Genomic DNA, 25,870 nt, shown 5'->3' with positions numbered 1-25,870 from the left:
GGGGCGAGGAGCGCAGTTACCTCGCCGCGACCACCGTCGTCGCCTCTGCCGGCAGGCTCGCCAATAGCGCGTGCAGCGTGCTCATGGTCGAGTGATCGGCGATGCCGTCGACGCGCGCGGGGCGGAAGTGGCGCTGGAACGCCGTGACCACTTCCATGGTCGGGCCGTCGAACTTGCCCTGGGTCGGGATCTTGTAGCCGTATTTGGCCAGCGCCGCCTGCATATTGGCGACGCCGTCTGAGATGCTGCCGAGCTTGAGCGTTTCGCCGCGCACGATCGGCGCCGGCTGCACCCAATGGCCGACGCCGGAATTCGCCAGCAAATGCCACGGAAATTTTTCGCCGGGGTCCCTCTTGCGCGCCGGCGCGACGTCGGAATGCCCGAGCACGCGATGCGCAGCTATCTTGCGACGGAGCATGATGCCGCGGCACAGCGCGATCACGGCCGCGATCTGGCGCGACGGGAAATCCGGATAGCCCCAATCGTGGCCGCGATTGATGATCTCGACGCCGATCGAGCAGGAATTGATGTCTTCCTCGCCGGCCCAGCACGATACCCCGGCGTGCCAGGCGCGCTTGGCCTCCGGCACGCACTGCACGATGCGGCCGTCCTCCAGCACGATGTAATGGGCTGATACGTCGGTGCCGGGGGTGCAGAGCTGGGCGATTGCGCCTTCCACATCCGGCATGCCGGTGTAGTGCAGCAGGATCATGTCGGCGACGCGGCCGTTGTTGCGGTCGCCACAGTTCGGCGACGGGATGACATCGGATGCGATCGAGGAATCCGGAGTAAAGGTCTTCATGTCGGCGTTGGCCCTGGGCACGGGAAGGGCGCGTTGACGCCTCGAATCAATACCAGCAGATGTGAACGAACCAGTAGCCATTTTTTAAACCCAAACTGGGCGGCAGAGCGGCAACATCGTGTTCAAGGGCAATGCTGTTTACTATTCATTTGCGGTGCAGTCGCGCAATCCACCGGCCGAGTTCCATCTCGCATTTTGACCAAGTGTGTGCGAGGCGCATCACCATTTCTCAGTGTTTCGAAAGCGCGCAAAATCCGCGAGCGACCATCAACGCTTTCTTAACGCTAAGTGCCGTTACTAAGTGGTGAAGAGCCGAACCGGGTTGGGGACGGCCGAGGCCCTCTTTCACGCTCGAAAATGCTATGGCAACCCAGCAAATTCCGTCTGGAAATGAGGGGTCGCGGGGCCGGGCGAGAAGCGGCAATTCCGCCTGTTCGCGGCTTTTGGGCCGGAAAAGCCCGGCGAGGCGCAAAGATTTGAGGCGCAATGGGCCCGTTCGCGTCCAGTTTTCGTACCACAGACTGGGAAACGCCAGAGGATGGCGCATGAGCCCGGCTGCGCCCCTCCATATTTCGGTGCTCGGCCGCGAGGCGGTCGAGATGCTAGGTCCCAGGGACGGCGGCACCTATGTCGACGCCACCTTCGGCGCCGGCGGCTACAGCCGCGCGATTCTCGAGATTCCGGGAACTCAGGTCATTGGCATCGACCGCGACCGGTCGGCGGTTACCGGCGGGTTCGATCTGGTCGAGCAGTCCGGCGGCCGGCTGACCCTGGTCGAGGATCGATTCTCCAACATGGCCGAAATCTGCGCCTCGCAAGGCGTGGAGGCGGTGGACGGCGTCGTGATGGACGTCGGCGTTTCCTCGATGCAGCTCGATCGGGCCGAGCGCGGTTTCTCGTTCCGGCTCGGCGGCCCGCTCGACATGCGGATGGGCCATGACGGACCGACGGCGGCCGATGTGGTGGCGAAGGCCTCCGAGACCGATCTCGCCAACATCATCTATATTTTTGGCGAAGAACGCCATTCCCGCGCCGTCGCGCGCGCTATCGTGGCGGCGCGGAAAGAGGCGCCGATTACGACCACCCAACAACTGGCCGATATCGTTGGCAGGGTGGTTCGCTCGAAGCCCAGCGAGATTCACCCGGCAACCCGCACGTTCCAGGGCTTGCGGATCTTCGTCAATGCCGAACTCGACGAACTGCATCTCGCGCTTGCGGCGGCGGAGCGCGTACTGAAGCCCGGCGGGCGGTTGGTGGTCGTCTCGTTCCATTCGCTGGAAGACCGAATCGTCAAGGATTTCCTCAACGCGCGCGGCAAGGCTGGCGGGGGGTCGCGCCATCTGCCCGAAGTGGCGCAGGCGGTGCCGAGTTTTCAGATTCTGACGAAGCGTCCGGTTACCCCCGGTGAAGCCGAGCTTGCCGCCAATCCGCGCGCGCGTTCGGCAAAACTGCGCGCGGCCGAGCGCACCGCGGCGCCGGCGCATGCAGCAGGCCGCCTGCCGGCGTGGCCTACGCTTGCCGACGTGATGAGGGGAGGCTGACCATGCGGATCATCCACTTCCTCGTCATCGGCGTGCTGGTGTTCGCGGCCGCCTATGTCTACCGGATCAAGATGGAATCGACCGCGCGCGTCGAGCGTGTGCTGCGGCTGAATGCCGAGATCCGCGAGCAGCGCGATGCGATTGCGGCGCTGCGCGCCGAATGGGCCAAGCTCGATGCGCCGGCGCGGCTGCAGGGACTTGCCGAGCGTCATCTCGGCCTGAAGCCGCTGGTCGCCACGCAGTATGACCAGTTGAAGAACTTGCCGGAGCGGCCGCCGGCTTTTGCACGGCCGGGCGCCCCCGATCCGATCGGCGCGATGATCAACACCATCGAGGCTGCCGCCGAGGCGCCGCCCACAACCGGCTCCGTGCCCGCACCGGGAGATCAGCAATGACCGGCCGGTCGCTTACCACCTCCAGGAGGCCTGCGGAGCCGTGGCGGCAGCGGTTGATCCGCAGCCTGCTCTACGGGCGTAACGTCGACCGTGCCGCCAAGGCGCGAGCCCGTGTGGGCCTTGCGATCCTGCTATTCGCGGCGATTTATGCGGTGCTGGCCGGACGTCTGGTGATGTTCGCGATCGGCGCCGACAGCCACGGCGCGCGCCGCACCGCCTCGCAGGACGCGATTGCAACCGCGCGGCCCGACATCGTCGACCGCAACGGCGAGGTGCTGGCGACCGACGTCAAGGCGCCGAGCCTGTTCGGAGAGCCCAGGCGCATCATCGACAAGGACGAGGCCATCGAGCTGCTGACCGCAGCCCTGCCGGACCTCGACATCGCGGAGGCGCGCACGCGCCTGTCGTCACGCAAGGGCTTTGTCTGGCTGAAGCGCGAGATCACGCCAAAACAGCAGCACGACATTCACAAACTCGGCATTCCCGGCATCGGCTTCCTGCGCGAGAACAAGCGCGTCTACCCGACCGGCGCCGCCGTCGCGCATTTGATCGGCCTGGTCAACATCGACAACGCGGGCATCGCCGGAATGGAGAAATGGCTGGACAATAACGGTCTGGCCGACCTGCACCGCGCGGGCTTTGCCACCGATCGCTTGCAGAAGCCGGTGGAACTGTCGATCGATCTGCGCGTCGAGCATGCGCTGCGGGACGAGCTGCTGAAGGCGAAAGAGAAGTACAAGGCCAAGGCGGCTTCCGGCCTCGTCTCCAACGTCCGGACCGGCGAAATCGTGGCCCTGGTGTCGCTGCCGGATTTCGACCCGAACAATCCGAAGGAGGCGCACGACCCCGACCGCATTAACCGCCTGACCACGGGCGTGTTCGAAATGGGCTCGACCTTCAAGGCGCTGACGCTGGCGATGGCGCTGGATTCCGGCAAGGCCAACCTCAACACGCTCTATGACGGGCGCGGGACGCTGAAGTTCGGCAAGTTCACCATTCACGACACCCATCCGGTCGGCCGTCCGATCACGCTGTCGGAAGTGTTCACCTTCTCCTCCAACGTCGGCGCGGCCAAGATCGCCTTGGCGCAAGGCGTCGAGGCACACAAGGCATTCCTGAAAAAGCTCGGCCAGATGGACCGGCTGCGCACCGAACTGCCAGAAAGCGCTTCGCCAATCGTGCCGAAGCGCTGGACCGAGCTCAACACCATCACGGCGTCGTTCGGCCATGGTATCGCGGTGGCCCCGTTGCAGGCCGTGATGGGCATCAACGCCTGCATCAATGGCGGTCTTCTGATTCCCCCGACCTTCCTCAAGCGGTCGGAAGAGGAGGCGCGCGCCATCGCCAAGAAGGTGCTCCGAACCGAAACCTCCGACAAGATGCGGTATCTGATGCGGCAGAACGCCGAGATCGGAACCGCCAAGAAGGCCGACGTGAAGGGCTACTACATCGGCGGCAAGACCGGCACCTCGGAAAAGGTGGTCAACGGCCGCTATTCCAAGAAGCAGGTGCTCAATTCCTTCACCGCGATCATCCCGGCCGACAATCCGCAGTATCAGCTTTTGGTCATGCTGGACGAGCCGAAGGCGCTGCCGGAGACCCATGGCTTCATCACCTCGGGCTGGAACGCGGTACCGACCGGCGGCAAGGTGATTGCCCGCATCGGTCCGCTGCTGGGCATTGAGCCGCGCTTCGACCTGCCGCCGTCCGACCGCCTTATTCTTGCGGCATCGAAGACAACCCAGTAAGGCGTACTGTCACGCGCGCCAGACTGCGCCGGGACGGACTGGAACGAGATGAAACTTCGCGACCTCTTCAGCGATGACGCTGCGATCGAACCGCAGGCGGAAGCCGTCGAAGTGAAAGGTCTTAGCGTCGACAGCCGAGCGGTGAAGCCCGGTGATCTGTTCTTCGCGCTCGCGGGGACCAAGACCGACGGCTCCCGCTTCATTGAATCCGCGGTCAAGGCGGGCGCGGTTGCGGTAGCCGGCGAACGCGTCTCTTCGAACGCCCGCGTTCCCTTTGTCGTCACGCCGAATCCGCGCCGCGCGCTGGCATTGGCGGCGGCGAGATTCTATCCGCAGCAGCCTGCAACGATCGCAGCCGTCACGGGTACGAGCGGCAAGACCTCGGTGGCCGCGTTCACGCGGCAGATCTGGGAACGGCTCGGCCACGCTTCCGCGAGCATCGGCACCATCGGTCTGGTGTCGCCCACACGCACGGTCTACGGCTCGCTGACCACGCCGGATCCGATCGCGCTGCACAGGCAGCTCGACGAGATCGCGGGCGATGGCGTCACGCATCTCGCCTTTGAGGCCTCCTCGCATGGGCTCGACCAGTTCCGGCTCGACGGCGTGCGCATCGCCGCCGGTGGCTTCACCAATCTTTCGCGCGACCACATGGATTACCATCCGGACGAGGCGCATTACCTCGCCGCCAAGCTGCGGTTGTTCCGCGATCTGATCGCGCCCGAAGGCGCGGCCGTGGTTTCGGCCAATCATGATTGTTCGCAGCAGGCGATCGAGGCAGCGCAGGCGCGCGGCTTGCGAGTCATTGCCGTCGGTAGCAATGCCGATGGCGCCGGTGAAGGCATCCGCCTGGTTGGCGTCACCGTCGAAGGATTCGCGCAAGACCTCGCGCTCGAACACCGCGGGCGCAATTACACGGTCAAGCTGCCGCTGGTCGGCGAGTTCCAGATCGAGAACGCGCTGGTCGCCGCCGGGCTCGCGATCGGCACCGGCAGCGAGCCGGCGGCCGTGTTCGACGCGCTCGAACATCTCGAAGGCGCCAAGGGGCGGCTGGAGCGGGTCGGTGAACACAATGGCGCGCCGATCTTCGTCGATTACGCGCACAAGCCGGACGCGCTGGCGAAGGCGTTGCAGGCGCTGCGGCCTTATGCAAAGCGCAAGCTCGTCGTCATCTTCGGCGCCGGCGGCGACCGCGACGCCGGCAAGCGCCCGATCATGGGCGCGATTGCGGCCGAGAATGCCGATCAGGTCATCGTCACCGACGACAATCCGCGCAGCGAAAATCCGGCAGCGATCCGCGCCGCCATTCTGGCCGCGGCCAAGGGCGCAGCCGAAATCGGCGATCGCACCGAGGCGATCAGGGCAGGGATCGCAGCGCTGCAGCCGGGCGATGCGCTGCTGATCGCCGGCAAGGGCCACGAGACCGGCCAGATCGTCGGCGACAAGGTTTTGCCGTTCAGCGATCACGAGGCGGTGGCCGCCGCGCTCGCAACGAGGCTGGCATGAGCGCGACACCATTGTGGACGGTTGCCGAGATTGCACGCGCGCTGGGACTATCAGGCGAATACCCCGACACGCCGATTGATTTCGTCACCCAGGACAGCCGCCTGGTGAAGCCCGGAAGCCTGTTCGTGGCGTTGAGCGGCACGCCGAGCGGCGGCTTCATCTCCAGTTTCGCCAGCGCGCGCGACGGCTGGGAATTCGCCGACAAGGCCGGGGCGGCCGGCGCGGCGGCGATGATCGTCCCGCACGCCATCGATGGCGTCCGCGTTCCGCAGTTGATCGTCAAGGATACATTGATCGATGGCCTGTGGGCGCTCGCGCGCGCGGCGCGGGCGCGGTTTGCCGGGCCGCTAATCGGCCTGACCGGCAGTGCCGGCAAGACCAGTACCAAGGAGTTCCTCGCCGCCTATCCGAATGCCTATGCCAGCCCGAGCAGCTTTAACAATTTTTGGGGCGTGCCGCTGACGCTCTGCAATGCCAGCCCGCGAGCGAGCGTATGGGTCGTCGAGATGGGCATGAACCAGACCGGCGAGATCGCGCGGCTGAGCGAGCTGACAAAGCCAACCGTCGCGCTGGTCGTGAACGTGCAGCCTGTGCATCTGGAAAAGCTGGGCAGCCTGGAAGCGATCCGGCGCGAGAAGGTTAGTATCGCGCAAGGCTTGCCGAAGGACGGCGTGCTGGTGTTGCCTGATGATGTCGAGGCGCCGGAATGGAACGGCAAGGTCGTTCGCTTCGGTGAAGATTCGGATATTCACGCATTGAGGCATACCGCCCGGGGCGAGAGCTGGGACGTCGCCGCGCAAGTGAACGGCAAGCCAATCGAATTCGGCCTGACGCCTGGTGCGCCGCATCGTCTGCAGAACGCGTTGGCCGCGCTGGCATCGATCCATGCCGCGGGGCTCGATCCGGCGGCGCTGGCGAAGGAACTCGGCGATGTCGGCATCATGACCGGCCGCGGCGTGGAGCAGGCGGCTCATGGCGTCACCGTGATCGACGACAGTTTCAACGGCAACCCCGCCAGCATGGTGGCCGCGCTCGGCAGTCTGAAAGCGCGGCCGGTGAAATCAGGCCGGCGCATTGCCATTCTCGGCGACATGCTGGAATTGGGCGCGGATGCGCCCGCCTATCACGAGAAACTCGCGAAGGACCTGCCTGATATCGACGGCATCTACTGTGTCGGCCCCCTGATGCGCCACCTATACGACCTCGTGCCGCCGGAGCGGGCGCTCGGCTGGCATGAAGACCCGGTCACGCTCGATCCCCAACAAATCGCCGCACTGCTGCGGGACGGGGACGTGGTGGTGGTCAAGGGCAGCAAAAAGATGTTCTGGGTGAACAAGTTTGTGCCCAGGCTGCTGGCCGCCTTGCAGGCAAAGGCGTAAACTGTCCGCACCCGGCGGGTGCGTTGCTTCCGCGAAACGCGATTCGTCAATACCCCGTGCGTGACCAAGATTTGCTTGGTTTGAGGATGAAAACGATTATCAAGGCGTTCCCGGAACGAACGCGTTCCCGGAGCGCTTCCCGCCAAAGACGGCGCAACCAAGCCGCGTGATAGGGCCTTTTGAATGTTTTACTGGCTGATCGAGCTTTCCAACACCGTTCCCGGTTTTGGCATCTTCCGCGGCTTCTTCAACGTGTTTCGCTACATCACCTTCCGCACCGGCGGGGCGATGGTGACGGGCGCGCTGTTCGTGTTCCTGTTCGGGCCCTGGATCATCGATCACTTGCGGCTCCGGCAGGGCAAGGGCCAGCCGATCCGCACCGACGGCCCGCAATCGCATCTGATTTCCAAGAAGGGCACGCCGACGATGGGCGGGCTGATGATCCTCTCGGGCCTCGTGGTGGCGACGCTGCTGTGGGCCAACCCACTCAACCCCTATGTCTGGATCGTGCTGGCGGTGACGCTCGGCTTCGGCTTCGTCGGATTTTATGACGACTATCTGAAGGTGACGAAACAGAGCCATAGCGGCTTTGCCGGCAAGTTGCGGCTTATGATCGAAGCGGTGATTGCGATCGCGGCCTGCTACGCGCTGGTGCGGCTCGGCCGCGATGCGACATCGACGTCGCTGGCGGTACCCTTCCTCAAGGATGTGGTGATCAATTTCGGCTGGTTCTTCGTGATCTTCGGCGCCTTCGTCATCGTCGGCGCCGGCAACGCTGTAAACCTGACCGACGGTCTCGACGGGCTTGCGATCGTGCCCGTCATGATCGCTGCCGCCAGTTTCGGCATGATCTCGTATCTGACCGGCAACGCGGTGTTCTCCGACTATCTGCAGATCCGCTACGTCGCCGGCACCGGCGAGCTCGCGGTGCTGTGCGGCGCTGTGCTTGGCGCCGGCCTCGGCTTCCTCTGGTTCAACGCACCGCCGGCCTCGATCTTCATGGGCGATACCGGATCGCTCGCGCTCGGCGGTATGCTCGGCGCCACTGCGGTCGCGGTGAAACACGAGATCGTACTCGCCGTGATCGGCGGATTGTTCGTCCTGGAAGCCGTCTCCGTGATCGTGCAGGTGGCCTCGTTCAAGCTGACGGGCAAACGCGTGTTCCGGATGGCGCCGCTGCATCATCATTTCGAGCAGAAGGGCTGGACCGAGCCGCAGATCGTGATCCGGTTCTGGATCATCTCGGTGATGCTGGCGCTCGCCGGTCTCTCCACGCTGAAGCTGCGGTGACAATCATGCAATTCTACGGCTGTCATTCCGGGGCGTGCGAAGCACGAACCCGGAATCTCGAGATTCCGGGTTCGATGCTGACGCATCGCCCCGGAATGACCGTCGAGGCATCATGATTCCCGTCACGTCATTCGCGGGCAAGACGGTCGCCGTGTTCGGCCTCGGCGGTTCGGGCCTTGCGAGCTGCCACGCGCTCAAAGCCGGCGGCGCGGAAGTGATCGCGGGCGACGACAGCGCCGACAATGTCGCCAAGGCGGCGCAAGCCGGTTTCACCACCGCCGATCTTCGTGCGGTATCGTGGTCGAATTTCTCGGCGCTGATCCTCACGCCCGGGGCGCCGCTGACGCATCCCGCGCCGCATTGGTCCGTGCTGATGGCGCGGCAGGCCGGCTGTGAGGTGATCGGCGACATCGAACTGTTTTGCCGCGAGCGCCGCCGTCACGCGCCGGACGCACCCTTCGTTGCCATCACCGGCACCAACGGCAAGTCGACCACGACGGCGCTGATCGCGCATCTGATGAAGGTCGCCGGCTACGACACCCAGATGGGCGGCAACATCGGGACGGCGATCCTCTCGCTGGAGCCGCCGCGGATGGGACGGGTGCATGTGGTCGAGATGTCATCCTACCAGATCGATCTCGCGCCCTCGCTCGATCCCTCCGTCGGCATTTTGCTCAATGTCAGCGAAGACCACATCGATCGCCATGGCACGCTGGAAAACTATGCTGCGGTGAAGGCGCGGCTCGTCGCCGGCGTGCAGCCGCAGGGCGCCTCCATCGTCGGCGTCGACGATATCTGGTGCCGCAACATCGCCGACCGGCTCGACCAGGCAGGCAAGCGCGTGGTGCGGATATCTGTGAAGGATCCTTTGCCCGACGGCATCTATGTCGAGCGCGAAACCGTCGTGCAGGCATCCGGCGGCGCACGCAACGAGGTTGCAAGGCTGGGCGGCATCGGTTCGCTGCGCGGGCTGCACAACGCGCAGAACGCGGCCTGCGCCTCGGCCTGCGCGCTGGCGATGGGCATTTCGACCGACACGTTGCAGAACGGCCTGCGCAGCTTTCCGGGTCTCGCGCACCGCATGGAGCAGGTCGGCCGCCGCGGCAACGTGCTGTTCGTCAATGACTCCAAGGGCACCAACGCAGATGCCGCCGCGCATGCGCTGTCGTCCTTTGCCGACATCTTCTGGATCGCCGGCGGCAAGCCGAAGCAGGGCGGCATCACGGGTCTCACCGAATACTTTCCGCGCATCCGAAAAGCCTATCTGATCGGCGAGGCCGCGCAGGAGTTTGCGGACACTCTGGGAGAGCGCGTGCCGCACGAGATTTCGGAGACACTCGATGTAGCGGTTGCCAATGCCGCACGAGACGCGGAGGCGTCGGGGCTCATCGATCCGGTGGTGCTGCTGTCGCCGGCCTGCGCCTCGTTCGACCAGTACCGCAACTTCGAAATCCGCGGCGCGGCGTTCCGCGATCTGGTGACGGCGATGCCCGGCGTGAAGCCGGTGGTGTAAGGGCCGAACCATCGGCTCCACTTGGGCCCCGACTGGCTTAGTTTGGCGGCGCGTGCTAAACTTATTGCCATGGAAACTTCACCGACCCGCGACCTCCCCAAGGAGTTTTTGTCTGATCTGGAGAGGAAGTTTTTTTGGTGGGAGCCTGTTGGTCCTCAGCCCCGCTCGGATATTAGGATTCTCGCCCAGGCGATGAGCATGGCGGGTTTTGAGGAGGTGAGGCAGTTGGAGCAGATGGTTGGCTACGATCGACTTGCCGAAACGATGCTTCAGGCGCAGCCGGGGTGGATCGATGAGCGGTCATGGGAATTTTGGCGTGGCCGCCTGATGCGCGCAACCGGCCGCCGGATACCCGACGCCGCTCCGGTGAGATCGTTCGATGCCGGATCCGTTTGAACCCCGCATCGAAATCCTTCCGCCGGCCCAGAAGGAGATCTGGCCTCAACTGGCTCCGGCACCCGATCTGTCATTCGTGTTGTATGGCGGCACTGCCGTTGCGCTCCACTTGGGTCATCGCGTCTCGATCGATTTTGATTTCTTCAAGGCCGAGCCCTTGGACAAAGCGCGCATCGAGACAAGTTTTCAGTTTGTCCGGAATGCACGGACTATTCAGGAAGACAAAAATTCCCTGGTCATGGACGTGCCGATGTCGTCCGGATCGGTCAAGGTGTCCTTCTTTGGGGGGCTCGCGCTTGGGCGGATCAACGATCCGCTTCGAACACGGGATTCGGTACTGTTCGTAGCTTCGCTCGAAGACCTGCTTGCGACCAAGCTGAAGGCGATTTTGGATCGCGCCGAAGCCAAGGATTATCGCGACATCTCTGCAATGCTCTCCGCGGGTGTTTCGCTGGAGAAGGCATTGGGGGCGTTTGCGGTAAACTACCGACGAGATCCCGCACTTCCTCTGAGGGCCCTAGGTTTCTTTAAGGACGGTGATTTGCCGTCTCTTCCTAAAGCCGATCGGGATCTGCTTCGCGCGGCGCGAGACCGGGTTTCCGACGTGCCGGAGGTGCCTATGTTGAAGGGATTGCTCTCGGCTGAATGAGCCGGCATGCCGCAGTTTCGAAATTGCTGCGGGCGCGCTGGATGGTCGCTCCTGCTCATTCGAAGGCTTCGTAAATGGCAACTCAGGTTCCCGCACGCTCCGGTGTCCGTTTCGCGGCTGCACTATCGGCGGCCTTCGCGTTTCATTCCGCCGTGGATGCGGCGCCGATATCCGACAGTGTATCTCTCAGCGAGTCGTCGATTTCGTGGAGCACGGTCAAATACGCGACCTCTGCGGAGAGCGGATTCGTCAGCGGGTCGCTCGACAAGAAGACCATCGTCGATCGCACGTTCAAGACCCACGTGCTCGAAAATCGTTATCTGAAGGTGACGCTGGTCCCCGAATTTGGCGGGCGCATTCTTTCCATCATCTACAAACCGACCGGTCACGAACAACTGTATCGCACGGAAGTCGGCGTACCTTACGGGATCAGTGCCGGGAATTTTTATTACGATTGGCTGATGGTGTATGGCGGCATTTTTCCCACATTCCCGGATCCCGAGCACGGCCGGACGTGGCTGAAGCCGTGGGACTTTAAGATCGTGAAGGAGAGTGCCCAAGAGGTGACGGTGTCGATGTCGCTCAAGGATGATTTCGCATATTCTGCGGCACCAGCGCAGTTCCTCAAGGGGGCGACGGGCATCGAAGCGACTTACTATGTCACGCTGAAAGCCGATCGCGCCGCGCTCGATACGCGCGTGCTGCTGAGAAATCCGCAGGACAAGACCGTCGACTACGAGTACTGGACGTGCATGACGCTGGCGCCGGGATCGGACCCGAACAATCCCAAGACGACCGGCGGCGCCGAAATCATTGCGCCGATCCAGGCCTACAGCACGCCTGCCTGGTCGGCCAACCTTTCCGAAGGCGACGAGAGCTTGGGTCTGGGCAGGAGCCGTTTTGAAAAACTGCGCTACTTCAAGAACTGGCCGACTATGGGCATCGCGTACGCGGCGCCCGATATGCAAGGCGGGAATTTTTGGGGTGTCATCAATCACGACAACGAAGAGGGGATCATCCGCATCGCTGACAATAGGGTCACGCCGGGCCTGAAGATGTGGACGTGGGGATTTCCGTCGTTCACGAACGAAGCCGACGCACGCAAGGATCCGAGCGAAGCGCGGCCTTACGTCGAATTGTGGGCGGGCGTGTCGGACCAGTTTTTCCACCGCGCCAAGCTTCCCGCAGGGGGCGAAGTGTCTGTTACGGAGACCTATAGCCCGATCGTCGGCATGAGCAATGCGACCGATGCGAACGAGAATATCGTGATCAATCTCTCGGCCGCGGCCTCCGGCGTGAATCTTCAGTTCTTCAGCATCGAACCGGCCGCGCCGTTGCGCGTAACGTTGAAACGCGGCGATGCGATATTGTTCAATGACGCCGTGAAAGCCAACCCGAAAAACGGAAATCGCATTTCCGCGCCGATTCCTGCAGGCGGCAGCGGCGAACAGGTGCGGCTGACGATCATGACCGCGGACGGGAGAGAGCTAATCGCAGCCGAGACAAGAATAAGATGAATCTTGCCGATCGCTATCATATCCTGGACGTGTTGCGGCATGTAATGCCGCGACGCAGAGCCGGGACCCACAGCACCATGGGCCCCGGCCTGGCAGCGCGCCGCTCCGCGCTGCGCTGCATCCGGGGCACGAGATCCCGCAATCATTTGCAATTCATTAACCCCCCATAAACCATCCTGCGCCACCAATGGGCGTTACTCTGCCATTTTGGGGACGCCCATGCTCGCCCGTGACCAACGCACCCCGTTTTCGGACTGGTGGTGGACCGTGGACAAGCCGCTGCTGCTCGCGATCGGTGCGCTGATGCTGGGTGGCGTCATCCTGTCGCTGGCGGCGAGCCCGCCGGTGGCGACGCGGATCGGGCTCGATCCCTTCCATTTCTTCAGCCGGCACATGCTGTTCCTGCTGCCGTCCCTGCTGGTGCTGATCGGGGTATCGTTCCTGTCGCCCCGGCAGATCCGCCGTCTCGCGCTGCTGGTGTTCGTGGTGAGTGTTGTTTTGATCGTGGCGACGCTGGCGTTCGGCGCCGAAGTGAAGGGCTCGCGGCGCTGGATCACGCTGCTCGGCGTCAACATCCAGGCCTCCGAATCGGCCAAGCCCGCTTTCGTCGTGATGGCAGCGTGGCTGTTTGCGGAATCGACGAGGCGACCGGAAATGCCGGCGACCTCGATGGCGATCACGCTGCTGTTGACGCTGGTCGCGCTCTTGGTGATGGAACCGGACTTCGGCCAGACCATGTTGATCCTGATGGTCTGGGGCGCTCTGTTCTTCATCGCCGGCATGCGGATGATCTGGGTGTTCGGCCTTGCCGGCGTTTCGATGGCTGGTTTGTTCGGCGCGTATCTCCTGGTCCCGCACGTCGCCGGACGCATCAGGCGCTTCCTGAACCCGGCCTCCGGCGACACCTTTCAGGTCGACATGGCGATGGAGGCGTTCTGGAACGGCGGCTGGTTCGGGCTCGGGCCCGGCGAAGGCATTGCCAAGCGCAGTCTTCCGGACAGCCATACCGACTTCGTGTTTGCGGTCGCTGCCGAAGAATTCGGCATCATCCTGTGTCTGGCGCTGGTTGCACTATTTGCCTTCGTCGTGATCCGAACGCTGACGCGCGCCTATGCCAGCGAGGACATGTTCGCGCGCTTTGCGGCGTCGGGACTGGCGATCCTGTTCGGCGTGCAGGCCGCGATCAACATGGCGGTCAATCTGCAACTGATTCCGGCCAAGGGCATGACGCTACCCTTTATCTCCTATGGCGGTTCCTCGATCATTTCGCTCGCCTATGGCGTCGGCATGATGCTGGCGCTGACGCGGCAGCGCCCGCGCACCGAAGTGGAATCGATGAACGCGGCCGGCGTGGCGCGCAGCTACGCTTGAGGGCGTGACTAGCGCTGCGGCGTCGGCTATTTGAAGCCATGGACAACACGCCCCTCATTCTGCTGGCCGCGGGCGGCACAGGCGGCCATTTGTTTCCCGCCGAAGCGCTCGGCGTTGAGCTCATCAAGCGCGGCCTGCGCGTTCGGCTCGCCACCGACGCCCGTGCGCTGCGCTACAGCGGCCTGTTCACCCGAGACAGTATCGATGTGGTGCCGAGCGAGACCGTGCGCGGCCGCAATCCGTTGTCGGTGGCGCGCACCATTATCACGCTCGGCTACGGAACGGGCGTAGCGCTCAATCTGGTGCGGCGGCTGAAGCCGGCAGCCGTGGTCGGCTTCGGCGGTTATCCGACGCTGCCGCCCTTGATCGCGGCACGGCTGCTCGGTGTGCCCGGCGTCATTCACGATGCCAACGCCGTGCTCGGCCGCGCCAACCGTTTTCTCTCCAAGCACGTCAATGCGATCGCGACCTCGCTGCCCGGCGTGCTCGATCGCGATCCCTCGCTCGGGGGAAAAACCACGACGGTCGGCACGCCGATGCGCCCGGCGATCCTCGACGCTGCCGCGGTGCCGTTTGCATCGCCCGAACCGAACGGGCCGCTGCGCTTGCTGGTGGTCGGCGGCAGCCAGGGCGCGCGGGTGATGAGCGACATCGTGCCGGGCGCGATCGAACGACTGGAGCCGGTGCTGTGGAGCCGCATCGTGCTGACGCAGCAGGTGCGCGAGGAAGACATGGCGCGGGTGCGGGCGATCTACGACCGGCTCAAGATCAAGGCCGAGCTCGCGCCGTTCTTTGCCGACCTGCCGGCGCGGCTGGCGTCCAGCCATCTCGTGGTCTCGCGCTCCGGCGCCGGTACCGTGGCGGAACTCGCCGCGATCGGCCGGCCCTCGATTTTGGTGCCGCTGCCCGGCGCGATCGACCAGGACCAGTTCGCCAATGCCGGTGTATTGGCGAAGGTGGACGGTGCTTTGCGGATTCCGCAAGCAGAATTCACGCCCGACCGGCTGGCTGCCGAAATCTCTGCCTTTGCCGCCGAGCCTGTACGCCTGATCGCGATGGCGGAGGCCGCCCGCCGGGTCGGCCGGCTCGATGCCGCGGAACGGCTGGCCGATCTGGTGACGAAAACGGCCGGAATCTAGGCTGTTCCAGATGATTTTTCAGCATTATCGGGTCATGGCCGGCCTTGTCCCGGCCATCCACGTCTTTCATAAGTCAGTGAGAAGAAGACGTGGATGCCCGGGACAAGCCCGGGCATGACGACGAAGGTGAGAATGCAATGAGACTGCCGCGCGAGATCGGACCCATTCACTTCGTCGGGATCGGCGGCATCGGCATGAGCGGCATTGCCGAAGTGCTCGTCAATCTCGGTTACACCGTGCAGGGCTCGGACGCCTCCGAAAGCGGCAATGTCGCGCGGCTGCGGGAGAAGGGCGTCAAGGTTTCGGTCGGCCACAAGGCGGAGAATGTCGACGGCGCCGACGTGGTCGTGGTCTCGACCGCGATCAAGCGCGACAATCCCGAATTGATGGCAGCGCGCGCGCAGCGCATTCCGGTGGTGCGCCGGGCCGAAATGCTGGCCGAACTGATGCGGCTGAAAAGCTGCGTCGCGATCGCCGGCACCCATGGCAAGACCACGACGACATCGATGGTCGCAGCCCTTCTGGACGGCGGCAATCTCGACCCGACGGTGATCAACGGCGGCATCATCAACGCCTACGGCACCAATGCGCGGCTCGGGGCGGGCGACTGGATGGTGGTCGAGGCCGACGAGAGCGACGGCACGTTTTTGAAACTGCCGACCGAGATCGCCATCGTCACCAATGTCGACCCCGAGCATCTCGATCACTTCAAGACCTTCGAGGCGATCCAGGAGGCGTTTCGCAATTTCGTCGAGAACGTGCCGTTCTACGGTTTTGCGGTGATGTGCATCGATCATCCGGTGGTGCAGAGCATCGTCGGCAGGATCGAGGATCGCCGCATCATCACCTATGGCGAGAACCCGCAGGCCGATGCACGGCTGATGGACCTGACGCCGATCGCCGGCGGATCGAAATTCAAGGTCGCGATCCGCAACCGCAAGACCGATGCCACGCACGAGATAACGGACATCGTGTTGCCGATGCCGGGCCGGCACAATGCGTCGAATGCGACGGCGGCAATTGCGGTAGCGCACGAACTCGGCATTTCCGACGAAGCGATCCGCAAGGCAATCGCGGCGTTCGGCGGCGTCAAGCGGCGGTTCACCCGCACCGGCGAGTGGAACGGCGTCACAGTCATCGACGATTATGGCCATCATCCCGTCGAGATCGCCGCGGTATTGAAGGCTGCGCGTGACTCCTATAGGGGCAAGATCATCGCCGTGGTGCAGCCGCACCGCTTCACCCGCCTGCAATCGCTGTTCGAGGAATTCTGCACGTGTTTCAACGATGCCGACGCGGTTGTTGTTGCCGAGGTTTATCCGGCCGGCGAGGCGCCGATCGAAGGCATCGACCGCGACCATTTTGTGCTCGGCTTGCGTGCCCACGGCCACCGCGAGGTGATTCCGCTGCCGAGTTCGACGGAACTGGCAAAAGTCGTCCGCGGCATCGCGGGCCCCGGCGACCTCGTCGTCTGCCTCGGCGCCGGCAACATCACGCAATGGGCCTACGCACTGCCCGGCGAACTGAAGGCGTTGGATTAGCTGTGACCTTCCCCGACATCACGCCCGATCTGAAAGCCGCGATGCCGCTATTGCGCGGGCGGTTGCTGGCGAACCAGTCGCTGGCCGAATTGACCTGGTTTCGTGTCGGCGGGCCGGCGCAGGTGCTGTTCACGCCGGCGGATGAAGAGGATCTCGCCTACTTCTTAAAGCTGCTTCCGAACGAGTTGCCGGTCTATGTCGTCGGCGTCGGCTCCAATTTGATCGTGCGCGACGGCGGTATGCCGGGCGTGGTGATCCGCCTGTCGCCGCGGGCGTTCGGCGAGACTTCGGCTTCAGGTGATACGGTCACCGCCGGCACGGCCGCGCTCGACAAGCGCGTGGCGGAGACCGCGGCGGCGGCCGGCATCGGCGGCATGGAATTCTTCTTCGGCATTCCCGGCACCATCGGCGGCGCGCTGCGGATGAATGCCGGCGCCAATGGAAGCGAGACCAAGGACGTGCTGGTCGAGGCGACCGGCATCGGCCGTGACGGTACGAAGCATGTCTTCTCCAATGCCGACATGAAGTTCGTCTACCGCAACAGCGGCATCGATCCATCAGTCATTTTCACCTCCGCGCGCTTTCGCGGGCAGGTCGCGGACGCCGAAACCATTCGCGCGCGGATGAACGAGGTGCAAAACCATCGCGAAACGGCGCAGCCGATTCGCGAAAAGACCGGTGGCTCCACCTTCAAGAATCCGCCCGGCAACAGCGCGTGGAAACTGATCGATGCCGCCGGTTGCCGCGGGCTTTGCGTCGGCGGGGCGCAGGTCTCGGAAATGCACTGCAATTTCCTCATCAACACCGGCAACGCCACCGGGCATGATATTGAAACGCTGGGCGAAACCGTGCGCGAGCGCGTTAAAGCGAATTCTGGCATAGAGCTACATTGGGAAATCAAGCGGATCGGAATTCCCGCATAGTCGAGATTCCGGGTTCGATGCTTCGCATCGCCCCGGAATGACGAAGCAAGCGAGGCAGCAAGGCTGATGCGAACGACCATTCTGTTCGGCGGTACCAATAAAGAGCGGCTGGTTTCGGTGGCGAGCGCGCAGGCGTTGCACCGCGCCTTGCCGGAAGCCGATCTCTGGTTCTGGTGCGTCGCCGATACCGTCCACGAGGTCGGCTCGAACGCGCTGCTCGAGCATTCGCGTCCCTTCGAGGATGAATTCAAGCCCGGCAACCGCGGCATTGCGCTGGAAGCGGCGCTCGACAAGGCGAGGGCGGAAGACCGCGTGCTGGTGCTCGGGCTGCACGGCGGCCGGGCCGAGAACGGCGAATTGCAGGCGATGTGCGAAATGCGCAGCATTCCCTTCACCGGGTCCGGCTCGGCGTCGTCGAACCTCGCCTTCGACAAGGTGGCGGCGAAACGGTTTGCGGCGATTGCAGGTGTCGCGGCTCCGGCAGGTATTGCCCTTGAAGACCTCGACGGAGCGTTTGCCGAATACGGCAGGCTGATCGCGAAGCCGGCGCGGGACGGTTCGAGCTATGGCCTGATCTTCGTCAATGCAAAGCAGGACCTCGTCGCGGTCCGCAACGCCGCCAGGACCGAAGAATATCTGATCGAGCCGTTCATCGCCGGCGTGGAAGCAACCTGCGGCGTGCTGGAGCAATCGGATGGCGCATTGATGTCGCTGCCGCCGATCGAGATCGTCCCGGGCGAGGGCACGTTCGACTACACCGCCAAATACCTGCTCAAATCGACTCAGGAGATCTGCCCGGGACGCTTTTCTCCGGACGTCACTGTGCAACTGCAGGATCAGGCGCTGCGAGCGCACAAAGCGCTCTCCTGCAGCGGCTATTCCCGGACCGACTTCATCGTCTCGGCGAAGGGGCCGGTCTACCTCGAAACCAATACCCTGCCGGGGCTGACCGCGGCCTCGCTCTACCCGAAGGCGCTCAAGGCCCAGGGGATCGAATTTCCGGATTTCCTGCGTGACCAGATCGTCTTGGCCGAACGGCGCAGCCGGGAGCGGGCCTGACCGGCCCGGCCGGTCGTTAACGGGGAACCACGGCCCGACCATGAAAATTGTTTCAAAATCCTAACAGTTGGCCGGCAAACTACTCAAAAGACGCACCAAAACTTATCCGCAGCCCCCCGATTTTACACTTTGTTTACCACTAAGTCCGAAGGTTAACGCTGGCGGCGCATGTGGCGCTTGGCTGCCGGGGTGTGCGCTGTTCCGACTTCAGGTCAGCACTTAAGTCCGGCACCGCCGAGACGTCATCTGGGCCAAGACCCGCAAAAAAGCTTGCGGGAACAACACTTGGACAGGCTCGTGCAATGGATGGTGCAGGACGCCTCACGCGGTCGCTGAGATCGGTGGGGCCCCAGGCTGACCTGAAAGCAGCCGCTATTGGAGCGGTGGTGCTGCTGCGCGAGCGGCTGGGCCGTCGCGCCCGTGTCCCGGCGAAGCCTGTGATCGATCGCGAGCCGCCGAATCGCCTGGTCCTTCTGGTCGAACGCTATCTGCCGAATCGGACCGGCATTGCTTTGACCGTGCTGATGCTGCTCGGCAGCGCCGGCCTCGGCATCGTCAAGGGCGGTCATGTTGACGAATTCATGGTTGCGCTCCGCGATACCCGCAACACGCTGGCCAATTCGGCCGGGTTCCGCATCACGACCGTCGTTATCAACGGCCGCAAGCAGTTGAGTCAGGACGAGGTGCTTGCGATCGGCGGCGTCAGTGGCCGCTCCTCGCTGTTGTTTCTCGACGCGGCCACCGTGCGCGACAAGCTCAAGGCGAATCCGTGGATCGCCGACGCCACCATCCTGAAGCTTTATCCCGGCCAGTTGCAGATCGACATCGTCGAGCGCACGGCGTTCGCGCTGTGGCAGCAGGACGGCCGGCTGTCCGTGATCTCCGAGGATGGCGCGGTGCTGGAGCCCTATGTGTCGCGCCGCTTCGTGACGCTGCCGCTGGTGGTTGGAAAGGGTGCCGATGTCAGGGCCCGTGATTTCCTCGCGCTGCTCGACCGCTATCCGCAGGTCCGCTCGGTGACCAAGGCTGCAATTTTGGTCGGCGAGCGGCGGTGGAATCTGAGGCTGAAGGACGGCCTCGACGTTCGCCTGCCGGAGAACGACGTCGGCAACGCGCTGGCGACGTTGAGCAAGCTCGACAAGGAAGACCGGCTGTTCTCGCGCGACATCGTCGCCGTCGACATGCGCCTGCCGGACCGGCTGACGGTGCAATTGTCGGAAGATGCGGCCAAGGCCCGCGAAGAACTGTTCAAGGACAAGAAGACCAAGAAGAAGGCCGGTGATTCAGCATGACCGGCCTCGATCGCAACCAGACCCCGAAGACACGCCCCGTCGACCACAAGCGCACGGCGCTGGTGGCCTCGCTCGACGTCGGCACCAGTAAGATCGCCTGCATGATCGCGCGGCTGAAGCCGTCGCCGCCGAGCGACGCGCTGCGCGGCCGTACCCATGCGGTCGAACTGATCGGCTACAGCCAGATCCAGTCGCGCGGCGTCAAGGCGGGCGCAGTGGTCGATCTCGCCGAATGCGAGCAGGCGGTGCGGCAGGCGGTGGCGCTGGCCGAGCGCATGGCCAAGGTCCGCGTTGAATCAATATTGCTGTCGGTTTCCGGCGGCCGGCTGCAGGGGCAGCTTGTCGAGGCGGCCGCCGATATCAGAGGCGGCGCGGTCACCGCCGAGGACGTCACCCGGGTGACCTCTACCGGCATGCGCCACGCCACGGGCGAGGGGCGCACGGTGCTGCACGCGCTCCCCGTCGGCTATGCGCTGGACGGCGTCAAGGGCATCCGCGACCCCCGCGGCATGGTTGCGCGCCAGTTCGGCGTCGACATGAACGTGGTGACGGCGGATGCCACGGTCGCCCGCAATTTGATGCTGGTGGTCGAGCGCTGCCATCTCAACGTCGAGGCCATGTCGGCGAGTCCTTATGTCGCAGGCCTGTCCGTGCTGACCGACGACGAGGCCGATCTCGGCGCCGCCGTGGTCGAAATGGGCGCCGGATCGACCACGATTGCGACCTATTCCGCCGGCCGTTTCGTGCACGCGAGCGGATTTGCGCTCGGCGGCCAGCACGTGACGATGGATCTTGCACGCGGCGTCGGCGCATGCATTGCGGATGCCGAGCGAATCAAGACTTTATATGGCACCGTGCTGACCGGCGGGTCTGACGCGCGCGAGCTGATGTCCGTGCCGGCTGCAGGCGAGGAACACGACGCTCCGCAGATTGTCTCGCGCGCCACGATCGCGAACATCGTCCGGCATCGCGCCGAGGAGATTTTTGAAATGGTCCGGGACCGGCTCGCGGATTCCCCCTTTGCGGCAGAGCCGAGGGCGCGGGTCGTGCTGAGCGGCGGGGCCTCCCAGCTCACCGGCACCGTGGAACTCGCCACCCGCATTCTCAACCGGCCGGTCCGGATCGGCCGTCCGCTCGGTTTCGGCCGGCTGCCCAGCGAGGCCAAGAGCGCCTCGTTCGCGGTGCCCACCGGCCTCCTGGTCTATCCGCAATACGCTCACCTCGAACACGTCGAACCGCGGCATACGCGGCAGCTCAAGACAGGGACAGACGGCTATTTCGGAAAGGTCGGACGATGGCTTCGCGAGGGCTTCTGATGACCGGTCCTGTAACCAAACGATTTTCACCAAATCCCGCGGCCGCCGGCCGGGGCGAACCAACGCGCGCGTCGTAAGAGAGGCAACCATGGCACTCAATCTGACCCCCCCTGACATCAGCGAGCTGAAACCGCGGATTACCGTCTTCGGCGTCGGTGGAGCAGGCGGCAATGCCGTCAACAACATGATCACTGCCGGGTTGCAGGGGGTCGATTTCGTCGTCGCCAACACCGACGCGCAGGCGCTGACCATGTCGAAGGCCCAGCGCATCGTGCAGATGGGGACCCAGGTGACGCAGGGCCTCGGCGCGGGGTCCCAGCCTGATGTCGGCGCGGCGGCGGCGCAGGAAGTGATCGACGAGCTGCGCGACCATCTCTCGGGCGCCAACATGGTGTTCGTCACCGCCGGCATGGGCGGCGGCACTGGCACCGGCGCAGCGCCGGTGATTGCCAAGACTGCGCGCGACTTGGGCATCCTCACCGTCGGCGTCGTCACCAAGCCCTTCCACTTCGAAGGCCAGCGCCGCATGCGCACCGCCGAGTCCGGCATCGCCGAGCTGCACAAGGTGGTCGACACGCTGCTGATCATTCCGAACCAGAACCTGTTCCGGGTCGCCAACGAAAAGACCACCTTCGCCGACGCCTTCGCGATGGCCGACCAGGTGCTCTATTCGGGCGTCGCCTGCATCACCGATCTCATGGTGAAGGAAGGCCTGATCAATCTCGACTTCGCCGACGTAAGGGCGGTGATGAGGGAAATGGGCAAGGCGATGATGGGCACCGGCGAGGCGACCGGCGAGAAGCGCGCGCTGACCGCGGCCGAAGCCGCGATCGCCAACCCGCTGATCGACGATTCCTCGATGAAGGGTGCGCGCGGCCTTTTGATCTCGATCACCGGCGGCAAGGACCTCACGCTGTTCGAGGTCGACGAAGCCGCCACGCGGATTCGCGAGGAAGTCGACCAGGATGCCAACATCATCGTCGGCGCCACGTTCGACGAATCGCTCGACGGCATCATTCGCGTTTCCGTGGTCGCGACCGGCATCGACCAGTCGCAGATCGCGCGCAATGCAGGCACCCCCGCCGTCGCCGCCGCCACCCCGGCCGCCGCTGCCACGACGTCCTCGCCGGACAACCGGCTGGCCGAACTGACCGCTCGCCTGCGCGCCGACAATGCGCGCCTGGCCGAACGCGCCCAGAAGCTCGAGCCGGCGGCTGCCCCGCAGGCGGTTGCTCCGGCACCTGCCGCTGCGCCGGCGCAGCGCGGCAATGTCGAGCGTGCGGCGCTTGCTGCGATTGCCGCGGCGGTTGAGACGCCGCAACAGGCTCCGATTCAGCCGGCGTCCTATGGCGACGTCACGGTTCGCCCGATCGCGCAGAAGCCGACCCTGTTCCCGGACAAGGAGGCCGCCCGCGGCGAGCCGGAGGCGCCGGCGACGCCCGAGACCTTCATCCCGCAGGCGGCCGAACGTCCGCCGGCCCGTACGCCACGGATGCCGAAGTTCGAGGAACTTCCCATGCCGGCGCAGGCCGAAATCCGGCACGCCCGTGGCGAGCCCGAGGAGGAGCATCCGCAGAAGACCCGGCTGTCGCTATTGCAGCGGCTCGCCAATGTCGGCCTCGGCCGTCGCGACGAAGAGACCGAGCCGCCGATCGCGGCACGTTCCTCCGGCCCGTCGATGGCGCCGTTGCCCGAACGCAAGCCGCAGCGCACCGTCGCCCAGCAAATGGCGAATCAAGAGCCGGTGTCGGAGTATGCAAAGCGTCCGGCGCCGCAGGGTCTGGACGCCCATGGCCGTCCGGCACCTGTTGCTCCGACGCCACAGGGAGACGACCATCTTGATATCCCGGCCTTCCTGCGACGTCAGGCCAACTGAGATTTGTTACAATCGAAGTGATCCAAAGGGCCTCGGCAGGAACAGCCGAGGCCCTTCTCTTTGGCCCCGTGCCCAGATTCGGCAGACAGGCTAACCAACTGATTTTAAATCATTAATTATTCATTTCGTGGTCGGATATCGCAGCTCGAACGGCGTCCGGCCGTGCCGGAATTTGGTTAACCCTTGGCGCGAATGCGGCAGAGATAGGGTAACAATCCGTAAAGAAGCGTGAGTTGTGCGCTTTAGGGCAATGACTATGGTCTGCCGTGACTTGGGGATGCCTAGAACGCGAATCGGCGCTAGCGCGCGGTTCCCGTCTTTGGGTTAAGTCGGGTAGTGGGCAATTATCGATGAAATTCAGCCGCCAAACCACGCTTCGGTCGCAAGCCACCGTAACGGGCGTTGGCGTTCATTCCGGTTTACCTGTCAGCCTGACGCTTGGACCGGCTCCCGTGGATGCGGGTTTTATTTTCGTCCGTACCGGCCTTGAAGAGGCCGACCGCGAGGTTCCCGCGGTCGCGGAATCCGTCACCGCGACCGACCTTGCGACCGTTCTTGGCGACCGCGAAGGTCCGCTGGTCTCCACTGCCGAACATGTCCTTGCTGCCCTGCGCGGCATGGGTGTCGACAACGCCATCATCGAAGTCGACGGTCCCGAAGTTCCGATCATGGACGGCAGCGCGGCGGCATTCGTCGCCGCCATCGATCAGGCCGGCATCGTCACCCAGTCAGCTTCCCGCCGCTTCATTCAGGTGCTGAAGCCGGTGCAGATCGCAATCGGCGACAGTTTTGGCGAGTTGCGCCCACATGCGAACGGGTTCCGCGTCGAGGTCGAGATCGATTTCGATAACGCCATGATCGGCTGCCAGAAATATTCCATCGATCTCAACCCCGAAAGCTTCCGCCGCGAGATTTCCCGCGCCCGGACCTTTGGCTTCATGAATAACGTCGCGCGGCTTTGGAGCGCCGGTTTTGCGCGTGGCGCCTCGTTTGAGAATACGGTGGTGTTCGACGAAGCCCGTCTGCTCAACACCGAAGGGCTGCGCTTCAGCGACGAGTGCGCCCGCCACAAGGCGCTGGATGCGGTTGGCGATCTTACCCTGGCTGGTTTGCCGCTGCTCGGCGCCTACCGGTCGGTACGTGGCGGCCACAAGCTGAACCACGCCGTGCTGACTGCCCTGTTGGCCGATCGCAGCGCCTGGCGGGTGGTCGAGGCCGAACCGGCACGCCGTCCCCGCGCCCATGTCGAGGCCGGCGCGGGCATGGTGGGCGGCATGATTGCCCCGGCCTATGGTCCCGACGTTTCCTGATTTTGCTTGCGAAATCGGCTGATTTTGGCTTTCCGAAATGCTGGCCTTTTCGGGCCGTACACGCGCGTTTTCCGTAGTAACCACAATTGCTAAGGACGCCGTTCAGCCGCCTTAATCCGGGCGAATTGGCTGCGTATTCGGTTGGTCGAGGACCATTTTTCGGCTACAGAGACCTGCGGCTGCATGACAAAGCCCCACAGGCTCTTGAACACTTGGGCACAAAAACACTTGGGCACAAACGCGTTGGGCTCTGGGAATTTGGGGTAGGGGAAATTATGGCATCCATGACCGCGGTTCATGGACGGGCGGCCTCAGTCATTAGCCGCATCAAAGGCGTCAGGTCACAGATTCCATGTCGGCACAGCGTATGACGCTCGAACCACGCAAATCACTCGGGCGCTCCAGCTTCGCTCGCGCCGCACGGTCGCTGCGGCTGGCGGCTGGCCTGATTGCGCTCGCGATTCCCTTGAGCGGTTGCGGCACGGGCGCACTGTGGGACAAGTTCACCGCCAAGGACGACACCTTCAACGAGGAGCCCGCGGACAAGCTCTACAATGAGGGCTTGTACCTGATGAACCAGCGCAAGGATCTGAAGGCGGCATCGAAGAAGTTCGAAGAAGTCGACCGCCAGCATCCTTATTCCGACTGGGCGCGCAAATCGCTCCTGATGTCGGCCTATTCCTTCTACAATGCCGGCGATTACGATAGCTGCATCGGCGCCGCGACGCGTTACGTCACGCTGCATCCCGGCAGTGCCGACGCGGCCTACGCGCAATATCTGATCGCGGCCTCGCATTACGACCAGATCCCGGACATCTCCCGCGACCAGGGCCGCACCGAAAAGGCGATCGCGGCGCTCGAAGAGGTGATTCGCAAATATCCGACCTCGGAATACGCCAACTCCGCCAAGGCCAAGCTCGAAGGCGCGCGCGACCAGCTCGCCGGCAAGGAAATGGACGTCGGCCGCTACTACATGGAACGGCGCGACTACACCGCCGCCATCAACCGCTTCAAGACCGTGGTCACCCGCTACCAGACCACGCGGCATGTCGAGGAAGCGCTGGCGCGGCTCACCGAAGCCTATATGGCGATCGGAATCGTCGGCGAGGCGCAGACGGCGGCGGCCGTACTTGGGCACAATTTTCCTGACAGCCGCTGGTACAAGGACGCCTATAATCTTGTAAAGTCGGGCGGTCTCGAGCCGAGCGAGAACAAGGGTTCCTACATTTCCAGGGCCTTCAAGAAGTTGGGTCTCGGGTAGAGCATGATCCGGAAAAGTGGGCGCCGGTTTTCCGAAAAGATCATGC

21 protein-coding genes are annotated in these 25,870 nt (G+C 64.0%); 20 read left to right on the top strand and 1 reads right to left on the bottom strand.

The genetic code is table 11. The features are described 5' to 3' along the window. Positions 1-16: 16 nt before the first annotated feature. Positions 17-802: an N-acetylmuramoyl-L-alanine amidase gene (locus tag LMTR13_RS31590; RefSeq protein ID WP_065733121.1), complete on the bottom strand. Its 786-nt coding sequence runs from the start codon at positions 800-802 to the stop codon at positions 17-19. Between the two features lie 362 nt (positions 803-1,164). On the opposite strand from LMTR13_RS31590, the gene rsmH reads away from it, so the two are divergent. The 20 genes from rsmH to LMTR13_RS31490 all read left to right on the top strand — a co-directional run bounded on the left by rsmH (position 1,165) and on the right by LMTR13_RS31490 (position 25,824). Next, complete coding sequence (gene rsmH / locus LMTR13_RS31585; RefSeq protein WP_083219306.1) at positions 1,165-2,343, top strand: 16S rRNA (cytosine(1402)-N(4))-methyltransferase RsmH; 1,179 nt, start codon at positions 1,165-1,167, stop codon at positions 2,341-2,343. A 2-nt stretch (positions 2,344-2,345) separates the two neighbouring features. Next, on the top strand, positions 2,346-2,738 hold the full coding sequence (gene ftsL / locus LMTR13_RS31580) for a cell division protein FtsL (protein ID WP_065731176.1): 393 nt from the start codon (positions 2,346-2,348) through the stop codon (positions 2,736-2,738). Further along, the gene (locus tag LMTR13_RS31575; RefSeq protein WP_065731175.1) at positions 2,735-4,486 is read left to right on the top strand and encodes a peptidoglycan D,D-transpeptidase FtsI family protein; all 1,752 of its coding nucleotides are present in this window, start codon (positions 2,735-2,737) and stop codon (positions 4,484-4,486) included. The genes ftsL and LMTR13_RS31575 overlap by 4 nt, the downstream gene beginning before the upstream one ends. A 48-nt stretch (positions 4,487-4,534) precedes the next feature. Continuing rightward, entirely contained in the window at positions 4,535-5,992 is a 1,458-nt protein-coding gene (locus tag LMTR13_RS31570; RefSeq protein ID WP_065731174.1) for a UDP-N-acetylmuramoyl-L-alanyl-D-glutamate--2,6-diaminopimelate ligase, read from the top strand. Beyond that, positions 5,989-7,371 (top strand): UDP-N-acetylmuramoyl-tripeptide--D-alanyl-D-alanine ligase, encoded by a 1,383-nt coding sequence (locus tag LMTR13_RS31565; protein WP_065731173.1) that lies wholly within the window; start codon positions 5,989-5,991, stop codon positions 7,369-7,371. Before LMTR13_RS31570 ends, LMTR13_RS31565 begins: the two co-directional genes overlap by 4 nt. A gap of 183 nt (positions 7,372-7,554) precedes the next feature. Further along, on the top strand, positions 7,555-8,661 hold the full coding sequence (gene mraY, locus LMTR13_RS31560; protein ID WP_065731172.1) for a phospho-N-acetylmuramoyl-pentapeptide-transferase: 1,107 nt from the start codon (positions 7,555-7,557) through the stop codon (positions 8,659-8,661). A gap of 112 nt (positions 8,662-8,773) precedes the next feature. Next, positions 8,774-10,174 (top strand): UDP-N-acetylmuramoyl-L-alanine--D-glutamate ligase, encoded by a 1,401-nt coding sequence (gene murD, locus LMTR13_RS31555; protein WP_065731171.1) that lies wholly within the window; start codon positions 8,774-8,776, stop codon positions 10,172-10,174. A 69-nt stretch (positions 10,175-10,243) separates the two neighbouring features. Then, entirely contained in the window at positions 10,244-10,570 is a 327-nt protein-coding gene (locus LMTR13_RS31550) for a hypothetical protein (RefSeq protein ID WP_065731170.1), read from the top strand. After that, positions 10,554-11,219: a nucleotidyl transferase AbiEii/AbiGii toxin family protein gene (locus tag LMTR13_RS31545; protein ID WP_065731169.1), complete on the top strand. Its 666-nt coding sequence runs from the start codon at positions 10,554-10,556 to the stop codon at positions 11,217-11,219. The genes LMTR13_RS31550 and LMTR13_RS31545 overlap by 17 nt, the downstream gene beginning before the upstream one ends. Before the next feature lie 74 nt (positions 11,220-11,293). Then, positions 11,294-12,736: a DUF5107 domain-containing protein gene (locus LMTR13_RS31540; protein ID WP_065731168.1), complete on the top strand. Its 1,443-nt coding sequence runs from the start codon at positions 11,294-11,296 to the stop codon at positions 12,734-12,736. Positions 12,737-12,955: 219 nt separating this feature from the next. Then, positions 12,956-14,107, top strand: a complete 1,152-nt coding sequence (gene ftsW, locus LMTR13_RS31535; RefSeq protein WP_065731167.1) for a putative lipid II flippase FtsW — start codon at positions 12,956-12,958, stop codon at positions 14,105-14,107. Positions 14,108-14,145: 38 nt separating this feature from the next. Further along, the gene (gene murG, locus LMTR13_RS31530) at positions 14,146-15,246 is read left to right on the top strand and encodes an undecaprenyldiphospho-muramoylpentapeptide beta-N-acetylglucosaminyltransferase (protein ID WP_065731166.1); all 1,101 of its coding nucleotides are present in this window, start codon (positions 14,146-14,148) and stop codon (positions 15,244-15,246) included. 137 nt (positions 15,247-15,383) lie between these two features. Continuing rightward, entirely contained in the window at positions 15,384-16,787 is a 1,404-nt protein-coding gene (gene murC / locus LMTR13_RS31525) for a UDP-N-acetylmuramate--L-alanine ligase (protein ID WP_065731165.1), read from the top strand. Between the two features lie 2 nt (positions 16,788-16,789). Next, positions 16,790-17,710, top strand: a complete 921-nt coding sequence (murB, locus tag LMTR13_RS31520; protein WP_065731164.1) for a UDP-N-acetylmuramate dehydrogenase — start codon at positions 16,790-16,792, stop codon at positions 17,708-17,710. Between the two features lie 66 nt (positions 17,711-17,776). Next, on the top strand, positions 17,777-18,769 hold the full coding sequence (locus LMTR13_RS31515; protein ID WP_065731163.1) for a D-alanine--D-alanine ligase family protein: 993 nt from the start codon (positions 17,777-17,779) through the stop codon (positions 18,767-18,769). A gap of 302 nt (positions 18,770-19,071) precedes the next feature. Then, on the top strand, positions 19,072-20,061 hold the full coding sequence (locus LMTR13_RS31510) for a cell division protein FtsQ/DivIB (RefSeq protein ID WP_065731162.1): 990 nt from the start codon (positions 19,072-19,074) through the stop codon (positions 20,059-20,061). After that, the gene (gene ftsA, locus LMTR13_RS31505; RefSeq protein ID WP_065731161.1) at positions 20,058-21,377 is read left to right on the top strand and encodes a cell division protein FtsA; all 1,320 of its coding nucleotides are present in this window, start codon (positions 20,058-20,060) and stop codon (positions 21,375-21,377) included. Before LMTR13_RS31510 ends, ftsA begins: the two co-directional genes overlap by 4 nt. Before the next feature lie 88 nt (positions 21,378-21,465). Continuing rightward, a complete protein-coding gene (ftsZ, locus tag LMTR13_RS31500; RefSeq protein ID WP_065731160.1) occupies positions 21,466-23,253 on the top strand; it encodes a cell division protein FtsZ in 1,788 nt (595 codons plus the stop codon). A 350-nt stretch (positions 23,254-23,603) separates the two neighbouring features. Beyond that, positions 23,604-24,563: a UDP-3-O-acyl-N-acetylglucosamine deacetylase gene (gene lpxC / locus LMTR13_RS31495; RefSeq protein WP_065731159.1), complete on the top strand. Its 960-nt coding sequence runs from the start codon at positions 23,604-23,606 to the stop codon at positions 24,561-24,563. Positions 24,564-24,915: 352 nt separating this feature from the next. Continuing rightward, positions 24,916-25,824 carry an outer membrane protein assembly factor BamD gene (locus LMTR13_RS31490; RefSeq protein ID WP_065731158.1) on the top strand — a complete coding sequence of 303 codons (909 nt, stop codon included), beginning with the start codon at positions 24,916-24,918 and terminating at the stop codon, positions 25,822-25,824. The last annotated feature ends 46 nt before the right edge of the window (positions 25,825-25,870 follow it).

Origin of the sequence: Bradyrhizobium icense (assembly GCF_001693385.1) — a bacterium.
GTDB lineage: Bacteria > Pseudomonadota > Alphaproteobacteria > Rhizobiales > Xanthobacteraceae > Bradyrhizobium > Bradyrhizobium icense.
Note: the sequence above shows the minus strand (reverse complement) of the source record. Positions and strands in the feature narration are given on the sequence as shown.